Annotated in this window: 22 protein-coding genes and 1 riboswitch; of the genes, 11 read left to right on the top strand and 11 right to left on the bottom strand. The window is 63.1% G+C overall.

All coding sequences use genetic code 11. The features are described 5' to 3' along the window. Positions 1-550, top strand: a 550-nt coding sequence (locus EN932_RS09845) for a YdcF family protein (protein ID WP_164890453.1), incomplete at its 5' end; no start/stop codon positions are given. Here the strand turns inward: EN932_RS09845 and EN932_RS09840 are convergent. Both EN932_RS09840 and EN932_RS09835 read right to left on the bottom strand, forming a co-directional pair. Next, positions 551-1,183, bottom strand: coding sequence for a pyridoxamine 5'-phosphate oxidase family protein (locus EN932_RS09840; protein WP_128368797.1), 633 nt, complete (start codon positions 1,181-1,183; stop codon positions 551-553). It lies immediately after the preceding gene. A 24-nt stretch (positions 1,184-1,207) separates the two neighbouring features. After that, a complete protein-coding gene (locus EN932_RS09835; protein WP_013529396.1) occupies positions 1,208-1,678 on the bottom strand; it encodes a DUF1348 family protein in 471 nt (156 codons plus the stop codon). Between the two features lie 119 nt (positions 1,679-1,797). Between EN932_RS09835 and EN932_RS09830 the strand changes: the two genes are divergently transcribed. After that, the gene (locus EN932_RS09830; RefSeq protein WP_013529395.1) at positions 1,798-2,700 is read left to right on the top strand and encodes a LysR family transcriptional regulator; all 903 of its coding nucleotides are present in this window, start codon (positions 1,798-1,800) and stop codon (positions 2,698-2,700) included. Between the two features lie 119 nt (positions 2,701-2,819). Beyond that, positions 2,820-3,620: a 1-acyl-sn-glycerol-3-phosphate acyltransferase gene (locus tag EN932_RS09825; RefSeq protein WP_024503759.1), complete on the top strand. Its 801-nt coding sequence runs from the start codon at positions 2,820-2,822 to the stop codon at positions 3,618-3,620. 25 nt (positions 3,621-3,645) lie between these two features. Here EN932_RS09825 and EN932_RS09820 read toward each other — a convergent pair whose 3' ends face one another. The 3 genes from EN932_RS09820 to EN932_RS09810 all read right to left on the bottom strand — a co-directional run bounded on the left by EN932_RS09820 (position 3,646) and on the right by EN932_RS09810 (position 5,952). Continuing rightward, complete coding sequence (locus EN932_RS09820) at positions 3,646-4,272, bottom strand: LysE family translocator (protein ID WP_127370221.1); 627 nt, start codon at positions 4,270-4,272, stop codon at positions 3,646-3,648. A gap of 90 nt (positions 4,273-4,362) precedes the next feature. Further along, a complete protein-coding gene (locus EN932_RS09815; protein WP_127385273.1) occupies positions 4,363-5,310 on the bottom strand; it encodes an aldo/keto reductase in 948 nt (315 codons plus the stop codon). A gap of 120 nt (positions 5,311-5,430) precedes the next feature. Further along, positions 5,431-5,952, bottom strand: a complete 522-nt coding sequence (locus EN932_RS09810; protein WP_024503756.1) for a gamma-glutamylcyclotransferase — start codon at positions 5,950-5,952, stop codon at positions 5,431-5,433. A gap of 142 nt (positions 5,953-6,094) precedes the next feature. Here EN932_RS09810 and EN932_RS09805 point away from each other — a divergent pair, with 142 nt between their 5' ends. Beyond that, positions 6,095-7,093 carry a DUF2125 domain-containing protein gene (locus EN932_RS09805; RefSeq protein ID WP_127369426.1) on the top strand — a complete coding sequence of 333 codons (999 nt, stop codon included), beginning with the start codon at positions 6,095-6,097 and terminating at the stop codon, positions 7,091-7,093. 7 nt (positions 7,094-7,100) lie between these two features. Beyond that, positions 7,101-8,024 (top strand): sugar kinase, encoded by a 924-nt coding sequence (locus EN932_RS09800; RefSeq protein ID WP_024503754.1) that lies wholly within the window; start codon positions 7,101-7,103, stop codon positions 8,022-8,024. A 7-nt stretch (positions 8,025-8,031) separates the two neighbouring features. Here the strand turns inward: EN932_RS09800 and EN932_RS09795 are convergent, their stop codons facing one another. Beyond that, the gene (locus EN932_RS09795; RefSeq protein ID WP_206519224.1) at positions 8,032-8,967 is read right to left on the bottom strand and encodes a prephenate/arogenate dehydrogenase family protein; all 936 of its coding nucleotides are present in this window, start codon (positions 8,965-8,967) and stop codon (positions 8,032-8,034) included. Positions 8,968-8,972: 5 nt separating this feature from the next. Next, entirely contained in the window at positions 8,973-10,082 is a 1,110-nt protein-coding gene (hisC, locus tag EN932_RS09790; RefSeq protein ID WP_127369429.1) for a histidinol-phosphate transaminase, read from the bottom strand. 137 nt (positions 10,083-10,219) lie between these two features. Further along, a riboswitch (SAM riboswitch) is annotated at positions 10,220-10,297 on the top strand. A gap of 114 nt (positions 10,298-10,411) precedes the next feature. Between hisC and EN932_RS09785 the strand changes: the two genes are divergently transcribed. From EN932_RS09785 to EN932_RS09775, 4 genes are all read left to right on the top strand, one after another. After that, positions 10,412-11,581 (top strand): homoserine O-acetyltransferase, encoded by a 1,170-nt coding sequence (locus tag EN932_RS09785; RefSeq protein WP_013529386.1) that lies wholly within the window; start codon positions 10,412-10,414, stop codon positions 11,579-11,581. A gap of 58 nt (positions 11,582-11,639) precedes the next feature. Further along, on the top strand, positions 11,640-12,254 hold the full coding sequence (gene metW / locus EN932_RS09780) for a methionine biosynthesis protein MetW (protein ID WP_013529385.1): 615 nt from the start codon (positions 11,640-11,642) through the stop codon (positions 12,252-12,254). 159 nt (positions 12,255-12,413) lie between these two features. Further along, positions 12,414-12,593: a hypothetical protein gene (locus EN932_RS38790; protein ID WP_245461067.1), complete on the top strand. Its 180-nt coding sequence runs from the start codon at positions 12,414-12,416 to the stop codon at positions 12,591-12,593. Beyond that, positions 12,590-13,126, top strand: a complete 537-nt coding sequence (locus EN932_RS09775) for a hypothetical protein (protein ID WP_245461066.1) — start codon at positions 12,590-12,592, stop codon at positions 13,124-13,126. The genes EN932_RS38790 and EN932_RS09775 overlap by 4 nt, the downstream gene beginning before the upstream one ends. 30 nt (positions 13,127-13,156) lie before the next feature. On the opposite strand, the gene EN932_RS09770 is transcribed toward EN932_RS09775, so the two are convergent. Further along, positions 13,157-13,507 (bottom strand): DUF1330 domain-containing protein, encoded by a 351-nt coding sequence (locus EN932_RS09770; RefSeq protein WP_013529383.1) that lies wholly within the window; start codon positions 13,505-13,507, stop codon positions 13,157-13,159. Positions 13,508-13,876: 369 nt separating this feature from the next. On the opposite strand from EN932_RS09770, the gene EN932_RS09765 reads away from it, so the two are divergent. After that, positions 13,877-14,809, top strand: coding sequence for a glycosyltransferase family 2 protein (locus tag EN932_RS09765; protein WP_013529382.1), 933 nt, complete (start codon positions 13,877-13,879; stop codon positions 14,807-14,809). Between the two features lie 71 nt (positions 14,810-14,880). Here the strand turns inward: EN932_RS09765 and EN932_RS09760 are convergent, their stop codons facing one another. From EN932_RS09760 to EN932_RS09750, 3 genes are all read right to left on the bottom strand, one after another. Next, positions 14,881-15,684, bottom strand: a complete 804-nt coding sequence (locus EN932_RS09760; RefSeq protein ID WP_063169101.1) for a DUF1194 domain-containing protein — start codon at positions 15,682-15,684, stop codon at positions 14,881-14,883. A gap of 83 nt (positions 15,685-15,767) precedes the next feature. After that, complete coding sequence (locus EN932_RS09755) at positions 15,768-17,594, bottom strand: ABC transporter ATP-binding protein/permease (protein WP_024503747.1); 1,827 nt, start codon at positions 17,592-17,594, stop codon at positions 15,768-15,770. Between the two features lie 132 nt (positions 17,595-17,726). Further along, a complete protein-coding gene (locus tag EN932_RS09750) occupies positions 17,727-18,509 on the bottom strand; it encodes a methyltransferase domain-containing protein (protein WP_013529379.1) in 783 nt (260 codons plus the stop codon). Positions 18,510-18,646: 137 nt separating this feature from the next. On the opposite strand from EN932_RS09750, the gene gloB reads away from it, so the two are divergent. After that, on the top strand, positions 18,647-19,318 hold a 672-nt coding region (gene gloB, locus EN932_RS09745), incomplete at its 3' end, for a hydroxyacylglutathione hydrolase (protein WP_128368796.1).

Raw genomic sequence — 19,318 nt, 5'->3', positions numbered from 1 at the left:
GGTCAGTCACCTGACGACGCCCGCCAATCCGGCCAGGGCAGACGCGATCATCGTCTTGACCGGCGGCCAGTCCCGCCTCGATGCCGCGATGGATCTGCTGGCGTCCGGCAAGGGCGAACGGCTGCTGATCAGCGGCGTGCATCCTTCGGCCAGCCGTCGCCAGCTGCAGGCGGCAACCGGCGGCGACAAGAATCTGTTCTCCTGTTGCGTCGACATCGACCGCGCCGCGCTCGACACGATCGGCAATGCCGAGGAAAGCGCCAAATGGGTCGAGAGCCACGCCTATGGCACGGTGATCCTCGTCACCAACAATTATCATATGCCGCGCAGCCTGCTGGAAATGGGCAGGCTGCTGCATGGCGCCAAGCTCGAGCCCTATCCGGTGGTCAATTCCAACCTCGACAATGGCGGCTGGCTGACCAAGCCGCGGGCATTGCGCGTGCTGTTCACCGAATACAACAAATATCTGCTTGCGCTGGCGCGCGGCATCGTGCCTGTCAAGCCGACGCCCAACGGCATCGCGCTGGCCGAAACCGCGGCCGGCGGCTGATTATTCCCCTGCGGCCGCGCCCGAATTTCCCCTGAGCCGTGCGATCTCCTGCTCAAGGCGTTCGATACGCTTGTCCCGCTCGCCGAGTGCCGCCGCGACGTGGGCTGCCTCGAACCGTTGCGGGATGTGCTGCGGGCAGTTGGCATCCCAGGCCGAGACCGTGAACAGGACGACCTGCTCGGGGCGCGCTCCGTAGCCTTGCGGCATCAGCTTCGCCATCAGTTCGGCATCGTTCTCGACGACGCGCGCGGTGCCCCAGAGCTTGATGCGCTGGCGGTGCATATAGTCGATCAGGAACAGGAACGCCCTTGGATTGTCGGCCAGATTGCCCTGCGTGATGAACTGCCGGTTGCCGGAAAAATCCGCGAAGCCGATCGTATGTTCATCCAGCACCTTGAGGAAGCCGGCCGGCCCGCCGCGATGCTGGACATAGGGCTGCCCCTCGCGGTTGGCGGTCGACAGGAAGACGCTGGTCTGCATTTCGATGAAGGCGGCAAGATCCGGGGTGATGCCGGCCTGCCAGCCGCCACGCTCCTCGACGCGGGCATAGGACTGACGTGAGCCCTTGCGGGCCTGGATCGCCTTGACGGTCGGCGTGAAGGCGACGTCGCAGGTGACAGCATGCGCGTTCATGGAAAGCTTCCTTGCGGCAAGATGCTAAAGTCCGAGCTCCGACAGTGTCGGGTGGTCGTCCGGCCGCCGGCCGAGCGGCCAGTGATACTTACGATCGGCCTCGCCGATCGGCAGGTCGTTGATGCTGGCGATGCGCAGACGCATCAGCCCGTGTTCGTCGAATTCCCAGTTCTCGTTGCCGTAGCTGCGGAACCATGAACCGCTGTCGTCGCGCCATTCGTAGGCGAAACGCACGGCGATGCGGTTGCCGTGGAAGGCCCAGACCTCCTTGATCAGCCGGTAGTCGAGCTCGCGGCTCCATTTGCGCGTCAGGAAGGCCTGGATGGCGTCGCGGCCTTGCAGGAATTCGGCGCGGTTGCGCCAGCGGCTGTCCTTTGTATAGGCGAGCGCGACCCGCGCTGGATCGCGTGAATTCCAGGCATCCTCGGCCATGCGCGCCTTCTGCGCTGCGGTCTCGGCGGTAAACGGCGGCAGCGGCGGGCGGGCTTCGGACATGGCAACTCCTGTGCGAGGCCATGCTGCAGGCAGGGCCGACAGACTGGAATATAAGCCTTCCATCATTCAAAGGCAGATGGCATATTCGTAACTTGTCCTTCCATTTTTCGGAAGAACCTATGGATCGTCTCGAGGCCATGTCGCTCTTTGTCGCCGCGGTGGAGGCCGGCAGCCTTTCCGCGGCCAGCCGCCGTTTCGGCATTCCGCTGGCGACGGTCAGCCGCAAGATTTCCGATCTCGAGCGCCATCTGAACACACGCCTCCTGAATCGTTCGACGCGACGGCTGACACCGACCGATGCCGGCCAGGCCTATCTTGCCGCCTGCCGCCGCATCCTGGACGACGTCGGCGAGGCCGAACGCACGGCCGCCGGCGAATACAGTGTTCCGACCGGCGAACTGGCCATCACCGCGCCGGTCGTCTTTGGCCGCCTGCACGTGCTGCCGGTCGTCACCGGCTTTCTCGCCGCCTATCCCGACGTGGACATCCGCCTGACATTGGCCGATCGCATAACCCAGCTGGTCGAGGACCATTTCGATCTCGCCATCCGCATCGGCCGATTGCCCGATTCGAGCCTGGTCGCCATCGGCGTCGGCGCGATCCGCCGCGTCGTCTGCGCCAGCCCGGCCTATCTGGCCGAACACGGCACGCCAACGACCCCGGAGGATCTGGAAACACACGATTGCATCACCTTCGAGGGGCTCGCCTCCGCCGCCAGTTGGAGCTTCATCAAGGGCAAGGCCGAAATCCCGGTTCGGGTCCGCTCGCGGCTTCAGGTCAACACCGCCGAAGCGGCCATCGATGCCGCGATTGCCGGCGTCGGGCTGACGCGTGTGCTTTCCTACCAGATCGAAGCCGCGCTGCGGTCCGGCGCGCTGCGCGTCCTGCTGCAGGAATTCGAGCCGGCGCCATGGCCGGTAAGCCTGGTGCATGCGGGCCACGGCCTGCTGCCGGTCAAGCTGCGCGCCTTCCTCGATTTTGCCGCTCCGCGCCTGAAGGCGCGGCTGGCGCGGCTGATGTAGCGGAACCAGGCCAACCCATCGGTGGCCGTTCTTCGTCGCCACCCAAAGCGCCCTGCGGCCATTTCCTTTTTTCCCGCGCTTGGTGTAACCAACGCTCACCTCCTCACCGGGCTCCCCCAATGCTCTACATCAGATCGCTGACGTTCAATTTCGTCTTTTACGTCAACCTGATCGTCCAGATGATCCTCTGGACCCCCTACTATTTCCTGTCGCCCCGGCACCGCGCCTGGTTCGTGCCGAAATTCTGGTCGCGCACCTCGATGTGGCTTTACGAGAAGATCGCCGGAACGAAGAACGAGATCACCGGCCGGGAAAACCTGCCCGAAGGCTCCTTCATCCTGGCACCAAAGCACCAGTCGTTCTGGGACGCGATCGCCTTCTTCCCCTTCCTTCAGGACCCGCTCTACATCCTCAAGCGCGAGCTGACCTGGATCCCGTTCTTCGGCTGGTACATCATGAAGATGCGCATGATCCCGGTTCATCGCGGCAGCCGTTCGAAAGCACTGAAGGCCGTGGTCGCCGCGACCAAGGAAGAGATGGCGCGCAACCCTCGCCAGCTCATCATCTACCCCGAAGGGACAAGACGCGCGCCGGGCGACGAACCGGCCTACAAATACGGCATCGTCGAAATCTACACGCAGCTTGGTGTTCCGGTGGTGCCGGTTGCCCATGTCGCCGGCCTCTATTGGCCGCGCCGCAAATTCCTGCGCTATCCCGGCACCATCAAGGCGCGTTTCCTGCCGCCGATTCCACCGGGACTGAGCAAGGACGAATTCATGGCCCGGCTGATCGGCGAGACCGAAGCTGCCTGCGACCAGTTCCTGATTGATGCGGCGCGCGGCCCGAACCCGCCTGCCTTGCCGCCGACAGCGGCGAAAAGGCTGCAAGAGCTGGACAACGCCGCAAGAACCAAAGTCTGAACCGGAAGTCTCCGGCCGGCAGTTCTCAGCCGAACACCGCCAGCGCGGTGGTCAACACCAGCGTCACGGCAAAGATCAGGTTGATGATCCGCGAGGCCGCCGGCCGGCGCAGGAAGCGCGCGAACCCAGCCCCCGCGACAAGCCACAGAGCGTGGATGGCAACGATCATCGGGGCGAGAACCGCCAGCTTCAGCCATAGACCAGGCTCAGTGGCGCCCTGTTTGGACGAAGCACCGGCGAACACGGCGGCGATCGCCACATAGGCCTTTGGATTGGCGACCGCGAGAAGAAATCCAGCCAGCCATGTGGGACGCGAAGTCTCGGCGGCGCGGGCGGCCAGCGGCGGCGCCGTAGCGATCTTGAAGGCGAGATAGAGGATGTAGGCCGCGGAGGCCAAAGCCAGCAACGGCGCCAGCTTCGGCATCGAGGTGAGCACTGCCATGACCCCGGTCGCGACAACCAAAAGCACGGCGATCGTGCCCAGGATGATTCCCCAGGCATAGCCCAGGGAATGGCGCAAACCGAAGGCGGCACCAACGGCGGTGACGCTTATCGTTGCCGGCCCCGGGCTGCCCATGACGACGGCGGAGGCAAGCACGAGCGCGCACAACTGGCGCCAAAGATCCGGCTGCAAAAGAAGCGGCTCAGTCATCTCACCCTCTGTCTTGCCCCGTGCGAAGGAGGCTATGGCAAGACAAGAGGGTCGTCTTGGACGTTCGTGCGAGGAGCGGCCGCCGAAACTTCAGTCGCTCGCTTTGTCGAGTTCGGCCATGTCGGCGGCGCTCAGCTTCAGCGACGCCGCCTTGATCAGGCTGTCCATCTGCTCGGGCTTGGTGGCGCTGGCGATCGGCGCGGTGACGCCCGGCCGAGCGATCACCCAGGCAAGCGCGACTTCCGCCTGCTTGGCCGAATGCCTTGATGACACCGCGTCGAGTGCCGCAAGGATGCGCATGCCGCGCCCATTGAGATAGTCCTTCACGCCGCCGCCACGCGGGCTTTGGCCGAGATCGGCCTCGCTGCGGTATTTGCCGCTGAGGAAACCTTTGGCCAGGCTGAAATAGGTGATGACGCCGATGTCCTCGGCCACGCACAGATCGCGCAACGGCCCGTCAAAGGATGAGCGATCGTAGAGATTGTATTCCGGCTGCAGCACCTCGTAGCGCGGCAGACTGCGCAGGCTCGCCACATCGAGTGCCGCACGCAACTGGCCGGCGTCGAGGTTAGAGCACCCGGCATAGCGAATCTTGCCCTTGGCGAGCAGCTTCTCGTAGGCGCCAAGCGTTTCCTCATAGGGCGTCGCAGGATCCGGCCAATGCGACAGATAGAGATCGATGAATTCGGTCTGCAGCCGCTTCAACGATGCGTCGACGGCCTTTTCGATGTAGGCGGCGGACAGGTCCTTGTGCCCCTGTCCCATATCCGAACCGACCTTGGTGATCACCACGACCTTGTCGCGATTGCCACGGTCTTTCATCCATTTACCGATGATGGTTTCCGATTCGCCGCCCTTGTGGCCTGGAACCCAGCGCGAATAGGCGTCCGCCGTATCGATGGCGTTGAGGCCGGCGCCGACGAAGCGGTCGAGCAGGTCGAACGAGGTTTTCTCGTCGGCAGTCCAGCCGAAGACGTTGCCGCCCAGAACCAGCGGCGCGATGGACAAGTCGGTGCGACCGAGACGACGTTTCTGCAAGGCGTATCTCCGGGATGATTGGGCGGGCAAATGGCGCCCGCGGGCTGAGGGTTGGAGCCTAACCTAGGTCTTGCCTGAACGAGGTCAAAGGCCTGGTGGCCTTTTTCCGCAGAGCCAGCTTCACAAAGGCGCGACCTGCCGCGCCACCTCTTCCAGCCAATGGTCGCGAATGCCCAGCGCCTCGAGATGCTCCAGGGTGCTCAGCACATAGTCCTCGTTGTTGCCGGACTGGCCGACCGCACCGCGCACCACGGCCGCCGCATCTGCAGCGTCGAGCGCTCCGGCATATTGCTCGTGCTGGCGGTCGACAATGTAAACCACCGCGTCGACCGTACCGCCGCCGTCGAGGCGAACCTTGAGCAGACGCTCCAGATAGACATTGGTGACCAGCTCGCGCTCGCGCAGATAGGCCATAACCTCGTCGCGCAAGTCGCCGGGGACGCGGAATGCGAGGCCGACGCAGGACCCGCCACGATCGAGGCCGAGCACCAGCCCCGGCCGCTCGCGCGTGCCGCGATGCACGAAGGAATAGACGCATAGCGAGCGCCGGTAGCCATGCAGGCGGGCACGCTGTGTTTCGACATGCGCGAATCCCGGCCGCCAGATCAGCGAGCCATAGCCAAACACCCAAAAATCGCCCATATCGCCGCGCCTGATTGCAAAAGATGCCAACACCGCACCCGGACCGGTGTTTTTTCCGCCCGTCCCGTCTAACTATTCGTCTGTCCACCTGGCGGAATCGACTACCCGTCCGCAATACCCATGCGTTAACGAGAGCCAAAGCATGACGTCAAGTGACGAACGCCAGCCGAACAAACGTCGCCGCCTGATCTGGCTTGCAGCATTCATCGTCGTGCTGTTCGCCCTCTACAGCGGCGGCTGGTTCTATCTGGCTGACCGCGTCAGGAGCGAGGCCGACAAGGCGGTTGCCACGCTCAACAAGAATGGCGTCGAGGCCGGCTGCGCCAATCTCCAGGTCAGCGGCTATCCCTTGAGCTTTACCGTCTCCTGCGACAACCTCGCCTATGAGGACGATGCCAAGAACATTGCGGCCTCGGCCGGCAGTTTCAACGCAGCCGCCCAGATCATCCAGCCTCTGTCGCCGGTTGCCAATCTGCGCGGCCCGCTCAGGACCTCCGTTCCCGACATGGTGCCGCTGTGGATCGACTGGGACAATCTGCAGGCCAATTTCAAATTGTGGTGGCCGCTGCCGCGGCGGATTTCGCTGGAGGCAGAGGGCCTTTCCGGCCAGACCGATCCGGCCGACGATACCGATCCGGTGCAACTGTTCAGTGCCGGCAAGGCATCAGGTCAGTTGCAGCCCAACGGCGAGGATATCGACTATCTCGGCAGTTTCGGCGATCTCGAGGTCGACCCCGACGCAATTGGAGGGCGCGTGCTTCCGGCGCTCGATGCCAGCGGCGACGTGACATTGAAGAACGGCGTCGCACTGATCGGCACGCAGGTGAAGAGCCTTCGTGGCCAGGCGATCGAAATCCGCAACCTTGACCTGTCGTCGGGGACGGCGCGCATCACCGTTTCGGGACCGCTCTCGGTCGATGCCGAGGGCCTGGTCAACGCCGACCTGATGATCAGGTTGAAGGACCCGAAGGCGGTGGCGGCCATCCTCGGCACCGCCATACCCGAGCAGAAAAGCCAGATCGAGCAGGGTTTTTCTGCCCTGGCGGTGCTCGGCAACGAACCGTCCATGCCGCTGAAGGTGGTCAGGGGCAAGGCCTCGCTCGGCTTCATTCCGCTGGGCAAGATCAAGCCGGTCGAATAGCTCAGCCATGGCAAAACCGGTGAAGCTGCTGAGCGTTGGCGCATTGACGCTGGACACCATCCTGCGCGTCGAGACGCTGCCCATACATCAGGGCAAGTTCATGGCCTCCGACGGCGTCCAGATCGCCTCGGGCATGGCCACCAGCGCCGCCTGCGCTGCCCATCGCCTGGGCGCCGAAGTATCGCTGTGGGCGAGTGCCGGCGACGATGCCGTCGCCGACCAGCTCATCGCCGGCATAGAGGCCGAAGGCGTCGATTGCACCTTCGTGCGGCGCGTCAGAGGTGCCCGCTCGGCGCTGGCCTCGATCCTGGTCGACGCGCATGGCGAGCGCATCATCGTGCCGTTCTATGACAGGCTTGCCCAGGCCGATCCCGATGTCCTGCCGGTCGCCGACCTCATGGCATTCGATGCCGTTCTGGTAGATGTCCGCTGGCCGGGTGCGGCGGCACTCGCCCTGAAGGCGGCGCGCGCCATCAGCCGTCCGGCGATCCTCGATGCCGACACCGCGCCGCTGGAGGTCCTTGAGCAGTTGTTGCCGCTCGCTACGCACATCATCGCTTCGGAGCCGGCAGCGCGCATCGTCTGCGGCCAGGCGCTCGATCCGGAAACGGCTTGCGCCGATCTCGCCAGCCGCACCGACGCTTTTGTCGCAGTGACAGGCGGCGCGGCGGGCAGTTGGTGGCACGACCGTCGCGCTGGCTGCGTGCGCCATGTCGCGGCGCCGAAAATCAAGGCGGTCGACACGCTCGCCGCCGGCGATGTCTTTCACGGCGCCTTCGCCGTCGGGCTGGCGGAAGCCATGCCGGTCGAGCAGGCTTTGCGGTTTGCCAGTGCGGCCGCGGCGCTCAAATGCCTGCGCTTCGGCGGCAGGCTTGGGGCGCCGAACCGAGCCGAGACGCTGGCCATGGTTGCGCAGACCTGGCCTGCCTGAGACAGACCTAGCCCTTCGCGGGGTGCTCGACCGCCTGACGGCCGAAATCGGGAACGTCGATGTCCTGGCCGGCTTCGATGATCGAGCGGCGCACGGCGCGGGTGCGGGTGAACAGGTCGAAGAGTTTTTCGCCGTCGCCCCAGCGGATTGCGCGCTGCAGCGACGCCAGATCTTCCGAGAACCGCGCCAGCATTTCGAGGATGGCGTCCTTGTTGTGCAGACAGACATCCCGCCACATGGTCGGGTCGGAGGCGGCAAGGCGGGTGAAGTCGCGGAAGCCGGAAGCCGAATATTTGATCACTTCGGATTTGGTCACTGACTGCAGATCATCGGCGGTGCCGACGATGTTGTAGGCGATGATGTGCGGCAGATGCGAGACGATGGCCAGCGTCATATCGTGATGCTGGGGATCCATCGTGTCGATGTTGGCGCCGCAGCGCCGCCAGAACTCCGACAGCCTCTCCAACGCGTCCGGGTCGGTGTCGGGCAGCGGCGTGAAGATGCACCAGCGATTGTCGAACAGGTCGGCGAAACCGGCGTCGGGGCCGGATTTTTCTGTGCCCGCCAGCGGGTGGCCGGGAATGAAATGGACACCTTCAGGCACATAAGGCTGCACTTGCGCAATGACAGACGCCTTGGTCGAGCCGACATCGGTGAGGATCGCGCCCGGCTTCAGCGCCGGCGCGATTTCCTCGGCAACCGCGCCGGACGATCCAACCGGCACCGAAATGATGACCAGGTCGGCATCGCGGACAGCTTCTCTCGCATCGGTGCTATAGCTATCGCCCAGCCCAAGCTCCTCGGCCCGTGCCAGCGTCGCCGCACTGCGGGTCGAGATGGATACGTGGCGGGCGAGGCCCTCGCGGCGGATGACGCGGGCCAGCGACGAGCCGATCAGGCCGATGCCGACCAGCGCGATCTTTTCAAACATCGGTGATGTCATGGTTTCTAGCTTTTCAGGAATGTCGTGAGAGCGGCGACAACGCCGCGATTGGCCTCTTCGGTGCCGACGGTCATGCGCAGCGCATTGGGAAAGCCATAGCCCGAAACGCGCCGCAATATATAGCCGCGCGCCGTCAGATAGTCGTCCGCCGCCGCCGCCGAATGTTTCTGGTCCTCGGGAAAATGAATGAGGATGAAATTGCCGACGCTGGGCGTCACCCGCAACCCAAGCTTTGTGAATTCCTCACTCAGCCAGGCCAGCCAGGTCTCGTTGTGCGCCACGCTGCGCTCGACATGGGCGCGATCGCGAATGGCGGCGATGCCGGCCTCGATCGCCGTCGCATTGACGTTGAAGGGGCCGCGCACGCGGTTGATGGCGTCGACGATGTGCATCGGCGCATACATCCAGCCGATCCGCGCCCCGCCAAGGCCGATCTTGGAGAAGGTCCGGGTCATCACCACGTTCTCTGCGCTGCCGACCAGTTCGATGCCGGCCTCATAGTCGTTGCGGCGAACATATTCGGCATAGGCCGCGTCGAGCACCAGAAGCACGTTCTTCGGCAGTGCGGCATGCAGACGCCGCACCTCCTGGAATGGCACATAGGTGCCGGTCGGATTGTTGGGATTGGCGAGGAACACGATCTTGGTGAGCGGCGTGACGGCGGCCAGGATGGCGTCGATATCGGCGCGCTCGTCTGTTTCCTTGATCGTCACCGGAACGGCGCCCGCCGACTGGATGTAGATCTTGTAGACCATGAAGGCGTGCTCGGTGATGACGGCCTCGTCGCCGGGCGCCAGATAGGTCTGCGCCAGCAGGCCGAGGATTTCGTCGGAGCCGTTGGAGCAGATGATGTTCTGCGGGTTGAGGCCATGCACCTCGGCGATCGCTTCGCGCAGCCGCCTGGCGGTGCCATCTGGATAGACGTCAAGCTTTCCGGCAATCTCGCGCGCGGCTTCGATCGCCTTCGGCGAGGGCCCGAGCGGGTTCTCGTTGGAGGACAGCTTGTGGACCTTGGCGACGCCGGCAGGCGCCGTGCTCTTGCCCGGCACATAGGCGTCTATGTCCATGATGCCCGCGCGCGGGGTTGGACGTGCCTGGTCCGGTGTCTGGCTCATGTCGCAAAATCCGTCGAGAACGCTTCCTGAGGGAAGCCGCAGCGGAAATACAAGCCGTGGCCTGCAATGTCGAGAGGCGACAGCCTCCCGCCCAAGGCAGGCCGTTGACGCCGGCGCGCCACAGCCCTAGAAGGGGAGCGAACTTCCGTGGTGATTTGGCCGGTCGGCTTGCAGCCACGTTAAACAACTTGCTAAAGGGCCGTTTGCATCCTGTAACCGGCTTTGCGACCGCAATGCCGGTTTTTTGTTGTCCGCGCCGGCCGGACACCCGTATCGGCATCGACTTTCGACGAGTGCGATGCGTGGGCTCAAAGTGTGAGATGGATGTCATGGCCGTTCTGCGTGCCCGCAAAACCAACAACGAGGTCGACCAACCGTCGAGCCCGGTTTTGCGTTTTGGATCCGACAAGCCGCTCAAGCTGGACGCCGGTACGCTGCTGTCACCGTTCCAGATCGCCTACCAGACCTACGGCACGCTGAACGATGCCCGCTCCAACGCCATCCTCGTCTGCCATGCGCTGACCGGAGACCAGCACGTCGCCAGCACCAATCCGGTGACCGGCAAGCCAGGCTGGTGGGAAGTGCTGATCGGGCCCGGCAAGATCATCGACACCAATCGTTTCTTCGTCATCTGCTCCAACGTCATCGGCGGTTGCCTTGGGTCCACCGGCCCGGCCTCGACCAATCCCGCCACCGGCAAGCCCTATGGGCTTGACCTGCCGATCATCACCATCCGCGACATGGTGCGGGCGCAGCAGATGCTGATCGACCATTTCGGCATCGAGAAACTGTTTTGCGTGCTCGGCGGCTCGATGGGCGGCATGCAGGTGCTGGAATGGGCGTCGAGCTATCCGGAGCGCGTCTTCTCGGCACTGCCGATCGCCACCGGCGCGCGCCATTCCTCGCAGAACATCGCCTTTCATGAGGTTGGCCGGCAGGCTGTCATGGCCGATCCGGACTGGCATGGCGGCAAATATTTCGAGCACGGCAAACGCCCGGAAAAGGGCCTGGCGGTAGCGCGCATGGCCGCCCACATCACTTACCTGTCGGAAGCCGCCCTGCACCGCAAGTTCGGCCGCAATCTGCAGGATCGCGAAGCGCTGACCTTCGGCTTCGACGCCGACTTCCAGATCGAAAGCTATCTTCGGCACCAGGGCATGACCTTCGTCGATCGCTTCGACGCCAATTCCTACCTCTACATGACGCGGTCGATGGACTATTTCGACCTCGCCGCAGACCATGGCGGCCGGTTGGCCGATGCCTTCGCCGGCACGAAAACCCGCTTCTGCTTGGTGTCGTTCACCTCGGATTGGCTGTTCCCGACCGAGGAGAGCCGCTCGATCGTGCATGCGCTCAACGCCGCCGGCGCATCGGTATCCTTCGTCGAGATCGAGACCGACCGTGGCCACGACGCATTCCTGCTCGACGAGCCGGAACTGTTTGCCGCCATTAACGGCTTCATCGGCTCGGCCGCCCGGGCGAGAGGGCTCAGCGCATGACCCGGAAAAATTGCAGGCTTTTCGGATCGGGATCATGCGCCAGGCGGGAGGCGAAGCCATGAGCGTCAACCGCGACCAGCGCGTCGACCTCGAAGTCGTCGCCAACCTCATCCCGCCACAGTCGCGCGTGCTCGATGTCGGCTCGGGCGACGGCTCGCTGCTCGAACTGCTGCAGGACACCAAGCAGGTCGACGGCCGCGGACTCGAGCTGTCGCAGCGCGGCGTCAACGAATGTGTGGCGCGCGGCCTCTCGGTCATCCAGGGCGATGCCGACAAGGATCTCGAATTCTATCCCGACAAGGGCTTTGACTTCGTCGTCCTGTCGCAGACGCTGCAGGCCACCCGCAACCCCAAGCTGGTGCTCGACGAACTGCTCAGGATCGGCAACCGCGCCATCGTCTCCTTCCCCAATTTCGGCCATTGGCGTGTGCGCCTGTCGCTGTTCCTCAACGGCCGCATGCCGGTGACCAAGGACCTGCCCTATTCCTGGTACGACACGCCCAACATCCACTTCTGCACCATCCGCGATTTCGTCAATCTGTGCGACGAACTCGGCGCGACAGTCGAGAAGGCAACCGCCCTCGACGCCGCCGGCCAGAAGATCGGCCTGTCGATGCCGTGGTGGTTCTGGAATTTCTTCGGCCAGCAGGCAGTGTTCTTGCTGAAACGGTAATTTCCGCACCGATCAAAGACCCGACTCGCCAAGCAACAGTGTGTTTGCCGCCGAGCAAAGTCGCCCTGTATGACGATCGCGAACCAGTGTAAATGGCGTCGACTGTTTGACAGCGGGCTAGTGCGGCTATAGCCACACTGACGGCTCGGGGGGGCAAAAATGGTCGAAGAACGCGCAACTTATTCACTCGTCGTCGAAATGGAGAATGCAAAGTCGATCGACTGGGACGAGATCGGCGTTGGGATGAAGGCCTTGGCTCGGGAAATCTCATCGGTTTCAGCAACCGGTTCAGCGCATACCTTTCATACGACGACTTCTTTTCAAGAACCTTTGCGTTGATCTGGTTTTTCCCGATGGCCCGTGGAGACGGTCGATTTGCCTCGAAGCGAGCGATCAACGCCAACAATGTAGCGTTTCGACGCGAGTGGATCCTCAGCCACCCTTTTCCAAAACATAACGGCTTCAAGGTTTCCTGCACTTTGCTGATGCGCGAACTGCTGCGGGAAGGCCACAAAATTCATAATGTCAACGCACGCGTTTATCACTATTCGCCGCGGGGCTGGCGGTTCTTTTACTGGCGCGCCCTGGTTACAGGTCGCGACGCCGACCGGAAGTTCGTTGCGCTCAATTCGCCGAGCCGCACGCGACGGATAGTCAAGTCCTTCAGCCGGTGGCTCACCATGTCATGGCGCACGACACGACGGATCGTAGGCCATGCCCGGGAAACCGGGATGCCGCTTTGGCAGGTTCCCTTTTCTCTGATTGTCGGTCAGGCATTTTATGGTTTGGCGTTTTGGGGCCAGTTCAGTTTCGCAACTGGCATGGTTCGCGACAAAATCGAAACGGTGCCAGACTATGTTGGGCATAGCTAGACGCTGTACCGCCATTCCTTGAACCGCAGTTCAGCGTCCAATTGATCCTTGATCCGGCGATTGCTCCAGAACATCCGTGGCCTTGTGCGGATGTTCGACGCCGTCGACGAACACCACATCGGCCTCCGAATTGTCCGTGCGCAGCGCCAGTATCGCTTGGTAGGCCGGCGAATTGTACCAGCCATGCACATGCTGCCTGTCGGGAAATTCTATGATGATCAGATGGCCAGGCCAGTCGTTCTCGATCACCTCCACATCGCCGCCATGGACCAGAAAACGGCCGCCGAAAGGTTCCAGCGTGGCATCTATCCTATGCAGATATTCGACGATCTGCGGACCCATTGTGGCTTGGCGCATATGGGCGACGGCGTAAGCGGCCATGACTGAACTCCCTTGTCATCGAAGCCGAGTTGCCGGCCTCTGCATGGGCAATCTGACCAAAGGCCGAGCGCTAAGCGATTACGTCTGAGGTAATGGGATGTATGCTATCTGTCATGATGGGTTGCTTCCACGGTGATTCGTAATGCTATGTGCGGCGGTGCTGTTGCAATTGGAACGCTAAGAGCGGGGATTCGTTGTCTCGCCTGGATTGAGTACCGGCACGGTGGGTGACAGGGGCAGTCGTTTTTTATAGCGTCGCGCCGACTGTGATGTGGTGTAGAGAAAGGGAAGTCCAATCCATTCGACCGTTCTGAAAATCGAAAAGTCCTGGACAGACGCGCAACCCTGCGCAGGAAACAGCTGACAGACATGGCCGGGATCGATCCAGTACCTCTCATCACGGTCATTACGCCGACCCACAACCGACGCGAAACAGTGTTGCGCGCCGTGGAAAGCGTATTCTCCCAGAGCATGTCGAGGTTTGAGCACATTGTCGTCGACGATGGTTCGACCGATGGGACCGAAGCGGCGCTGGCCCGCATCCAGGACCCGCGGCTGATCTATGTCGGGGCGAAATGGCGAGGCGCCAACGCCGCCAGGAATGCCGGCATCGAGCGGGCGCGGGCACCGTTGGTGACGTTCCTCGATTCCGACGACATCTACTTGCCGCACCGGCTTGAACGAACCCTGACCTGGTTCGATGAAAATCCTGCACTGCAAGTGCTGATCAGTTCGTTCGTGTCCCTGAAGGGCAATCGCATCACAAACTGCGCCAACCCAGAGGCATTCGTGAGCCCCGCAATGCTTGAGCGGACGCTGGTTGGGCAGACCATCTTCATCGCCGGCTCCGCGATCACTGCTCGCCGTGAAGCCTTGCTGGCCATCGGCGGCTACGACAGCGACATCACCCGCATGCAGGATCGCGAATTGCTGCTGCGCCTTGCCCGGCGCTTCGGTGCGCAACTGTCCGAGGACCTCGACTGGACGAAATACAATTCGGAGAACTCGATTTCCGGCCGCCGTGACGGCTATGTCGAGGCCTATGCGAACCTGATGGGCAAACATCCTCATATTGCCCACGCCTACCCGCACATTCCGCCTTACATGATCTCGCGGCAGCTCATCGCCGATATCCTGCGAGGCAGGATACCGGAGGCATTCCAGGGCTATATGGCCAACCGATCGTCGAAAGCGCTTGGCTACTCGCTGCCGGAATTGATGCAAGGCTATGTCCATGGCCGACGCTGGCGCCGCGATCTCTCCAACGAGTTTCGCAACCAATGTGGCGCCCGGCTCGCCTGAACCCAGAGCAACTCCAGGAAAATCGTGGAACGGTTTTCCCTCCGGATTGCGTGAACCGCACTATCGAGAGCTCAGCGGTCAAGTTCGGGAAAATACGGATCCGATAAAAACCGCCTGTCCCGTTCGCCCTGCAGGCAGTCTATCGGCTTGGCCGCGTCGACGGGGGTGATTCTCGCCTTGTCCCGAATGCCGCTCACTTCGAGGATCAGCTTGCGCCGGATGGCTGTCGAAAACTCCGCGGCGGCATAGATGGGCAGCACGAAGGAACCGGGCCCGCCGGTCACGCACTGCGCGTAATACTGGTCGAGATGGCTGAAGGTGGGCGACGGGCTGATCAGGATCGGCAGGCCGTTGACGACGATGCCTTTGGCAGTCGCCGCATCACGCGTCGCGGTGACTGGCGGCCCGATATTGTTCGGTCCGTCGCCCGAAATGTCGATGACGCTACGTTCGCCCTGGAAAGACGTGCGGTCGAAAAGCTCGGCACCGAAGGCCAGCGCGCCGGAAATCGAAGTGCCGCGAAAGCTGCGGAACGGGCGCGCCGCGACCTCGTCGGCAAAGCTGTTGGCGCTCTCGGCACTATCGATGATCTGCCAGCCGATGACCGCGTCGTCGCGCACCGTGCCGGCCCACTCGAAATAGGTCAGCGCTATGCGGCCCGTGGCGCCGGCGCGAACAGCCTTGATGAAGTCGGGATGCCGCAGCGCCTCGACATAACCGGCGCGCTGCAGCGCGAACTCCTTCTCGTCCATCGACAGCGAGATGTCGACTGCCAGCACCAGCTCGACGTCGACGGCGAGCGCATCCCGCGGCGAGGCGGCGGGAGCAGCCTGGGCGCAGGCAAGACAGGCAAGCAGGCGCAGAGCATCAAGCATGGCCGTCACCAGGTTGTTCTCCCGAAGAGCTTCCCTCGCGATCACGGCAAAATAAAGCTTTGCTTCCCCGTCCGGATATCAGCTCATTTCTTGCGGCGGGCGGCGACTGGCGGCGGTTCGATCGCGCCGGCTCTGACGCGGGCGGGCTTCAGCGCTGGCGCACCGGAATCCTTGACGATCGTCAACGCGCGCGGGAAGAAGTGGTTGTTGTGCTGGCCGCGCCCGATGTTGAGGATCGCTGTCGCCGGCAAACGCTTCTCGAGCATCGACAGCACGCGTCTTAGCGATGGGCCGTCGAATGCATCCAGCGCCTCGTCGATGATCACCCATTTCGGCTGCCGCAACGCGAGCCTGGCGAAGGCCAGCGAGCGCTGTTCGTCATCGCCCAACTCATGGTCCCAACGCCCGGCGCGGTCGAGCGATGAGGATAGCCGTCCCAGACCGACCTCGGCCAGCACCGCCGAAATGTCGGCATCGTCCGCCGGCGCGGGGCCGTTCGGGTGATCGAGGACTTCGCGCAATGTGCCGACCGGAAAATAAGGCACGCGCGGCACGAATATGGGGGTTTCTCCCGCCGGCAGGCCGATCCGGCCGCTTCCCCATGGCCACAGGCCGGCAATGGCACGAAAGAACAGCGTCTTGCCCGCACCGGGATCGCCGGTGATCATGACGCGCTCGCCGGGGCGGATTTCGACATGCGGGTCGGCGAGCCTGGTGCAGCCCTCCGGCGAGGCCACTTCGAGCTTCTCGAAAGTCAGGCTGCCACTGACGTTTTGGCCGAAGGCGATGCGCTTTTCGGTGTCGTGCAGCGCATCGGTTTCATCGAGCGCGATGCGGAAATCGGCCACGCGCATCAGCGTGGCGCGCCAATCGGCAATGCTGCCGATGTTGTTGATGAACCAGCGCAAGGAGGAGTGGACCTGGTTGAATGCGCCGACCGCCATCATCAGCCCGCCAAAGCTGATATCACCTGAGAAATAGACGGGCGAAGCAACCAGTATGGGCGCCACGACGGTGATCCAGCCATAGGTGTCGGTCACCCAGGACAGGTTGATCTGGGCGGTGTAGATGCGCCGCATGGCGCCGAGCACCGTGCCGAGATCGAGTTCGAGCCGCCGCCTGGCGTCGGCCTCGCCATGATACAACGCAATGGCATCGACATTCTCGTTGACGCGCACCATCGAGGAGCGCAGCTCGGCTTCGCGTGTATAGCGGTCGCTGTTCAGGCGGATGAGCGGCCGCCCGACCAGCCAACTCAGCCAGGAGGCGATGCCGGCGTAAAGGATGGCGGCCCAGACCATATAGCCAGGTATGGCCAGCGAGGTCCCGCCGATGTGGAACACGAAGCCCGAGGACAGCTCCCACAGCACGCCGACGAAGGACACGAGCAGGATGCACGACTGCAGCAGGCCGACGCCGAGATCGGTTGACAGATCGGACAGATGCGCGGCGTCCTGCTGCATGCGCTGGTCGGGATTGACGCCGATGGCGCCGGCATTGGCCAGCCGGAAGGCGCGCGCCGGCCGCATCCATTGATCGATCAGATCCAGCGTCAGCGCCTCGCGCAGCTTGAGCCTGATCATCTGGTTGAGCCAGGTCTGGCCGATATTGAGCACCAGAAGTCCCCCGGCTATGGCCGCGAAGACGAGGAGCTGGTGCAAAAAGGCCGCCATGTCGCGGCGGGCAAGCGCATCGTAGAAAGGCTGGTTCCAGCGGTTGAGCAGAACCTGGCCGATCGACGTTGCGATGATCACGGCCATGATGCCGACCGATGTCCACAGCAACCATCTGCGAACCGGCGATCCCGCAAGCGCCCGCCGGATCGTCATCACCTGATCGTGCAGGCTGCTGGCCTCGACCGCCACGGCAACCGGCTGAACGGCGGCGGCATTGTCCGGTTGATCAGCCATGGCCGAGGTCCTTGCGTCAGTGCTGCAACCGGATGGAGAAACTTGACAGGCGTTCGTATGGGCTGCCGGATGGGCTGTCGGTCTGCTTGCGACAGATAGGCAGGGAAACGACGTCAGGCACGCTTGCCGCGATCACGAAGCCGTCACCCGCGCAGCCAAGGGCTTGGCATCCGCTTTGTGACGGCCAAGCCGGGTGGCGCCATGCGGCGACAGCACCGGCACGAAGACGCGGCGCGATGCGCGCTGCGCCACCGGCACGCCTTGATAGAGCCGCTTCTGCGCCTCGACCACGATGACCCCGGAAAAGATCGGCCACAGCCGCCGGCCGGCGCGCTCCAGTACATTGTGGAAGCGCATCATGAAACGGCGCCGCGATGGCGGAAAGAACAGCGCATCGGACCAGGCTGCGGGCGTGAAATTGGCCTCGCGCAGCAATTCCGTAAGCTGGCCGCGCGAAAAAGGCCGGCCGTTGCCGAATGGGGTGTGCTCGAAGCGCGCCCAGACACCACGCCGGTTGGGCACGACGATGACCACCCGGCCGGCCGGCGACAGCACGCGCCAGATCTCGTTCAGCGTCTCACGCGGGTTCTCGACATGTTCGAGCGAATGGACGAGCAGCATGCGGTCGATGCAGGAATCGACCAGCGGCAGTTCCTCGTCGAAGACCAGTGCCGTCGCCGTCGGCCCCGTCGCCGGCCACACCACCGCGCCTTGCGTTGCCGGCATGAAGGCGAAGACCCGCTCGGCGTCGCTGCCGAACCGCTCCAGCCACGGCAAGGTGTAGCCCAGACCAACCAGCCGCTCGTTGGGAACGGCCGCCCATATCGACGACAACGCCATGGTGATCGAACGCTCGGCGAACCGGCCGAGCGTTGTCGAATAGAACGAGCGAAGATCGACGATGTCGGAATGCATGGCAGGGATGTAGCCGTGATGTCGCCAGGTTTCAACAAAAGGCCGCGACGACCCGACATTCCGGGAATGTCATTCGACATCCGGGATGACATCGACCCGCAAGCGCCCTATGTCTGCGGCCATAACGGAGAGATATGATGCCGGTCGAAATCGAACAGTTCATGTGCCGCAGCGACAATTTCGGCGTGCTGGTGCATGACCCCAAAAGCGGCCAGACCGCGATCATCGATGCGCCCGAGGAAGCGCCAATCTTGGCCGCGATAAAGCGCACCGGCTGGACGCCGACGATGATCCTGACCACACATCATCACATGGATCACGTTGAGGCCAATCTGGCGCTGAAGGAGCGCTTCAAGCTGCGTATCGTCGGCCCGGAGGCCGAAAAGGCCAAGATCCCCGGCATCGACGAGACCGTCGAAGACGGCTCGGTTCTCCATCTTGGCGATGAAAGGATCGAAGTCATCGCCACCCCCGGCCACACTGCCGGCCACGTTTCCTATTATTTGCCGGCCTCGAGCGTGGCGTTCACCGCCGACACGCTGTTTGCGCTGGGTTGTGGGCGGCTGTTCGAATGCAAGCCGCCGGTAATGTATGATTCGCTGAAGAAGCTGGCTGCACTTCCAGCTGAAACGGCCATCTATTGCGGCCACGAATACACGCTCTCCAACGCCCGTTTCGCGCTGACCGTCGACCCGTCCAATTCAGCATTGAAGGAACGCGCCGCCAGGATCGAAAAGCTGCGCGCCGAGAACAAGCCGACGCTGCCGACGACGATCGGCGAGGAACTGTCGACCAATCCCTTCCTGCGC

Origin of the sequence: Mesorhizobium sp. M7A.F.Ca.US.002.01.1.1 (assembly GCF_004022955.1) — a bacterium.
Lineage (GTDB): Bacteria > Pseudomonadota > Alphaproteobacteria > Rhizobiales > Rhizobiaceae > Mesorhizobium > Mesorhizobium ciceri.
This window is presented reverse-complemented; position numbering and strand designations above follow the sequence as displayed.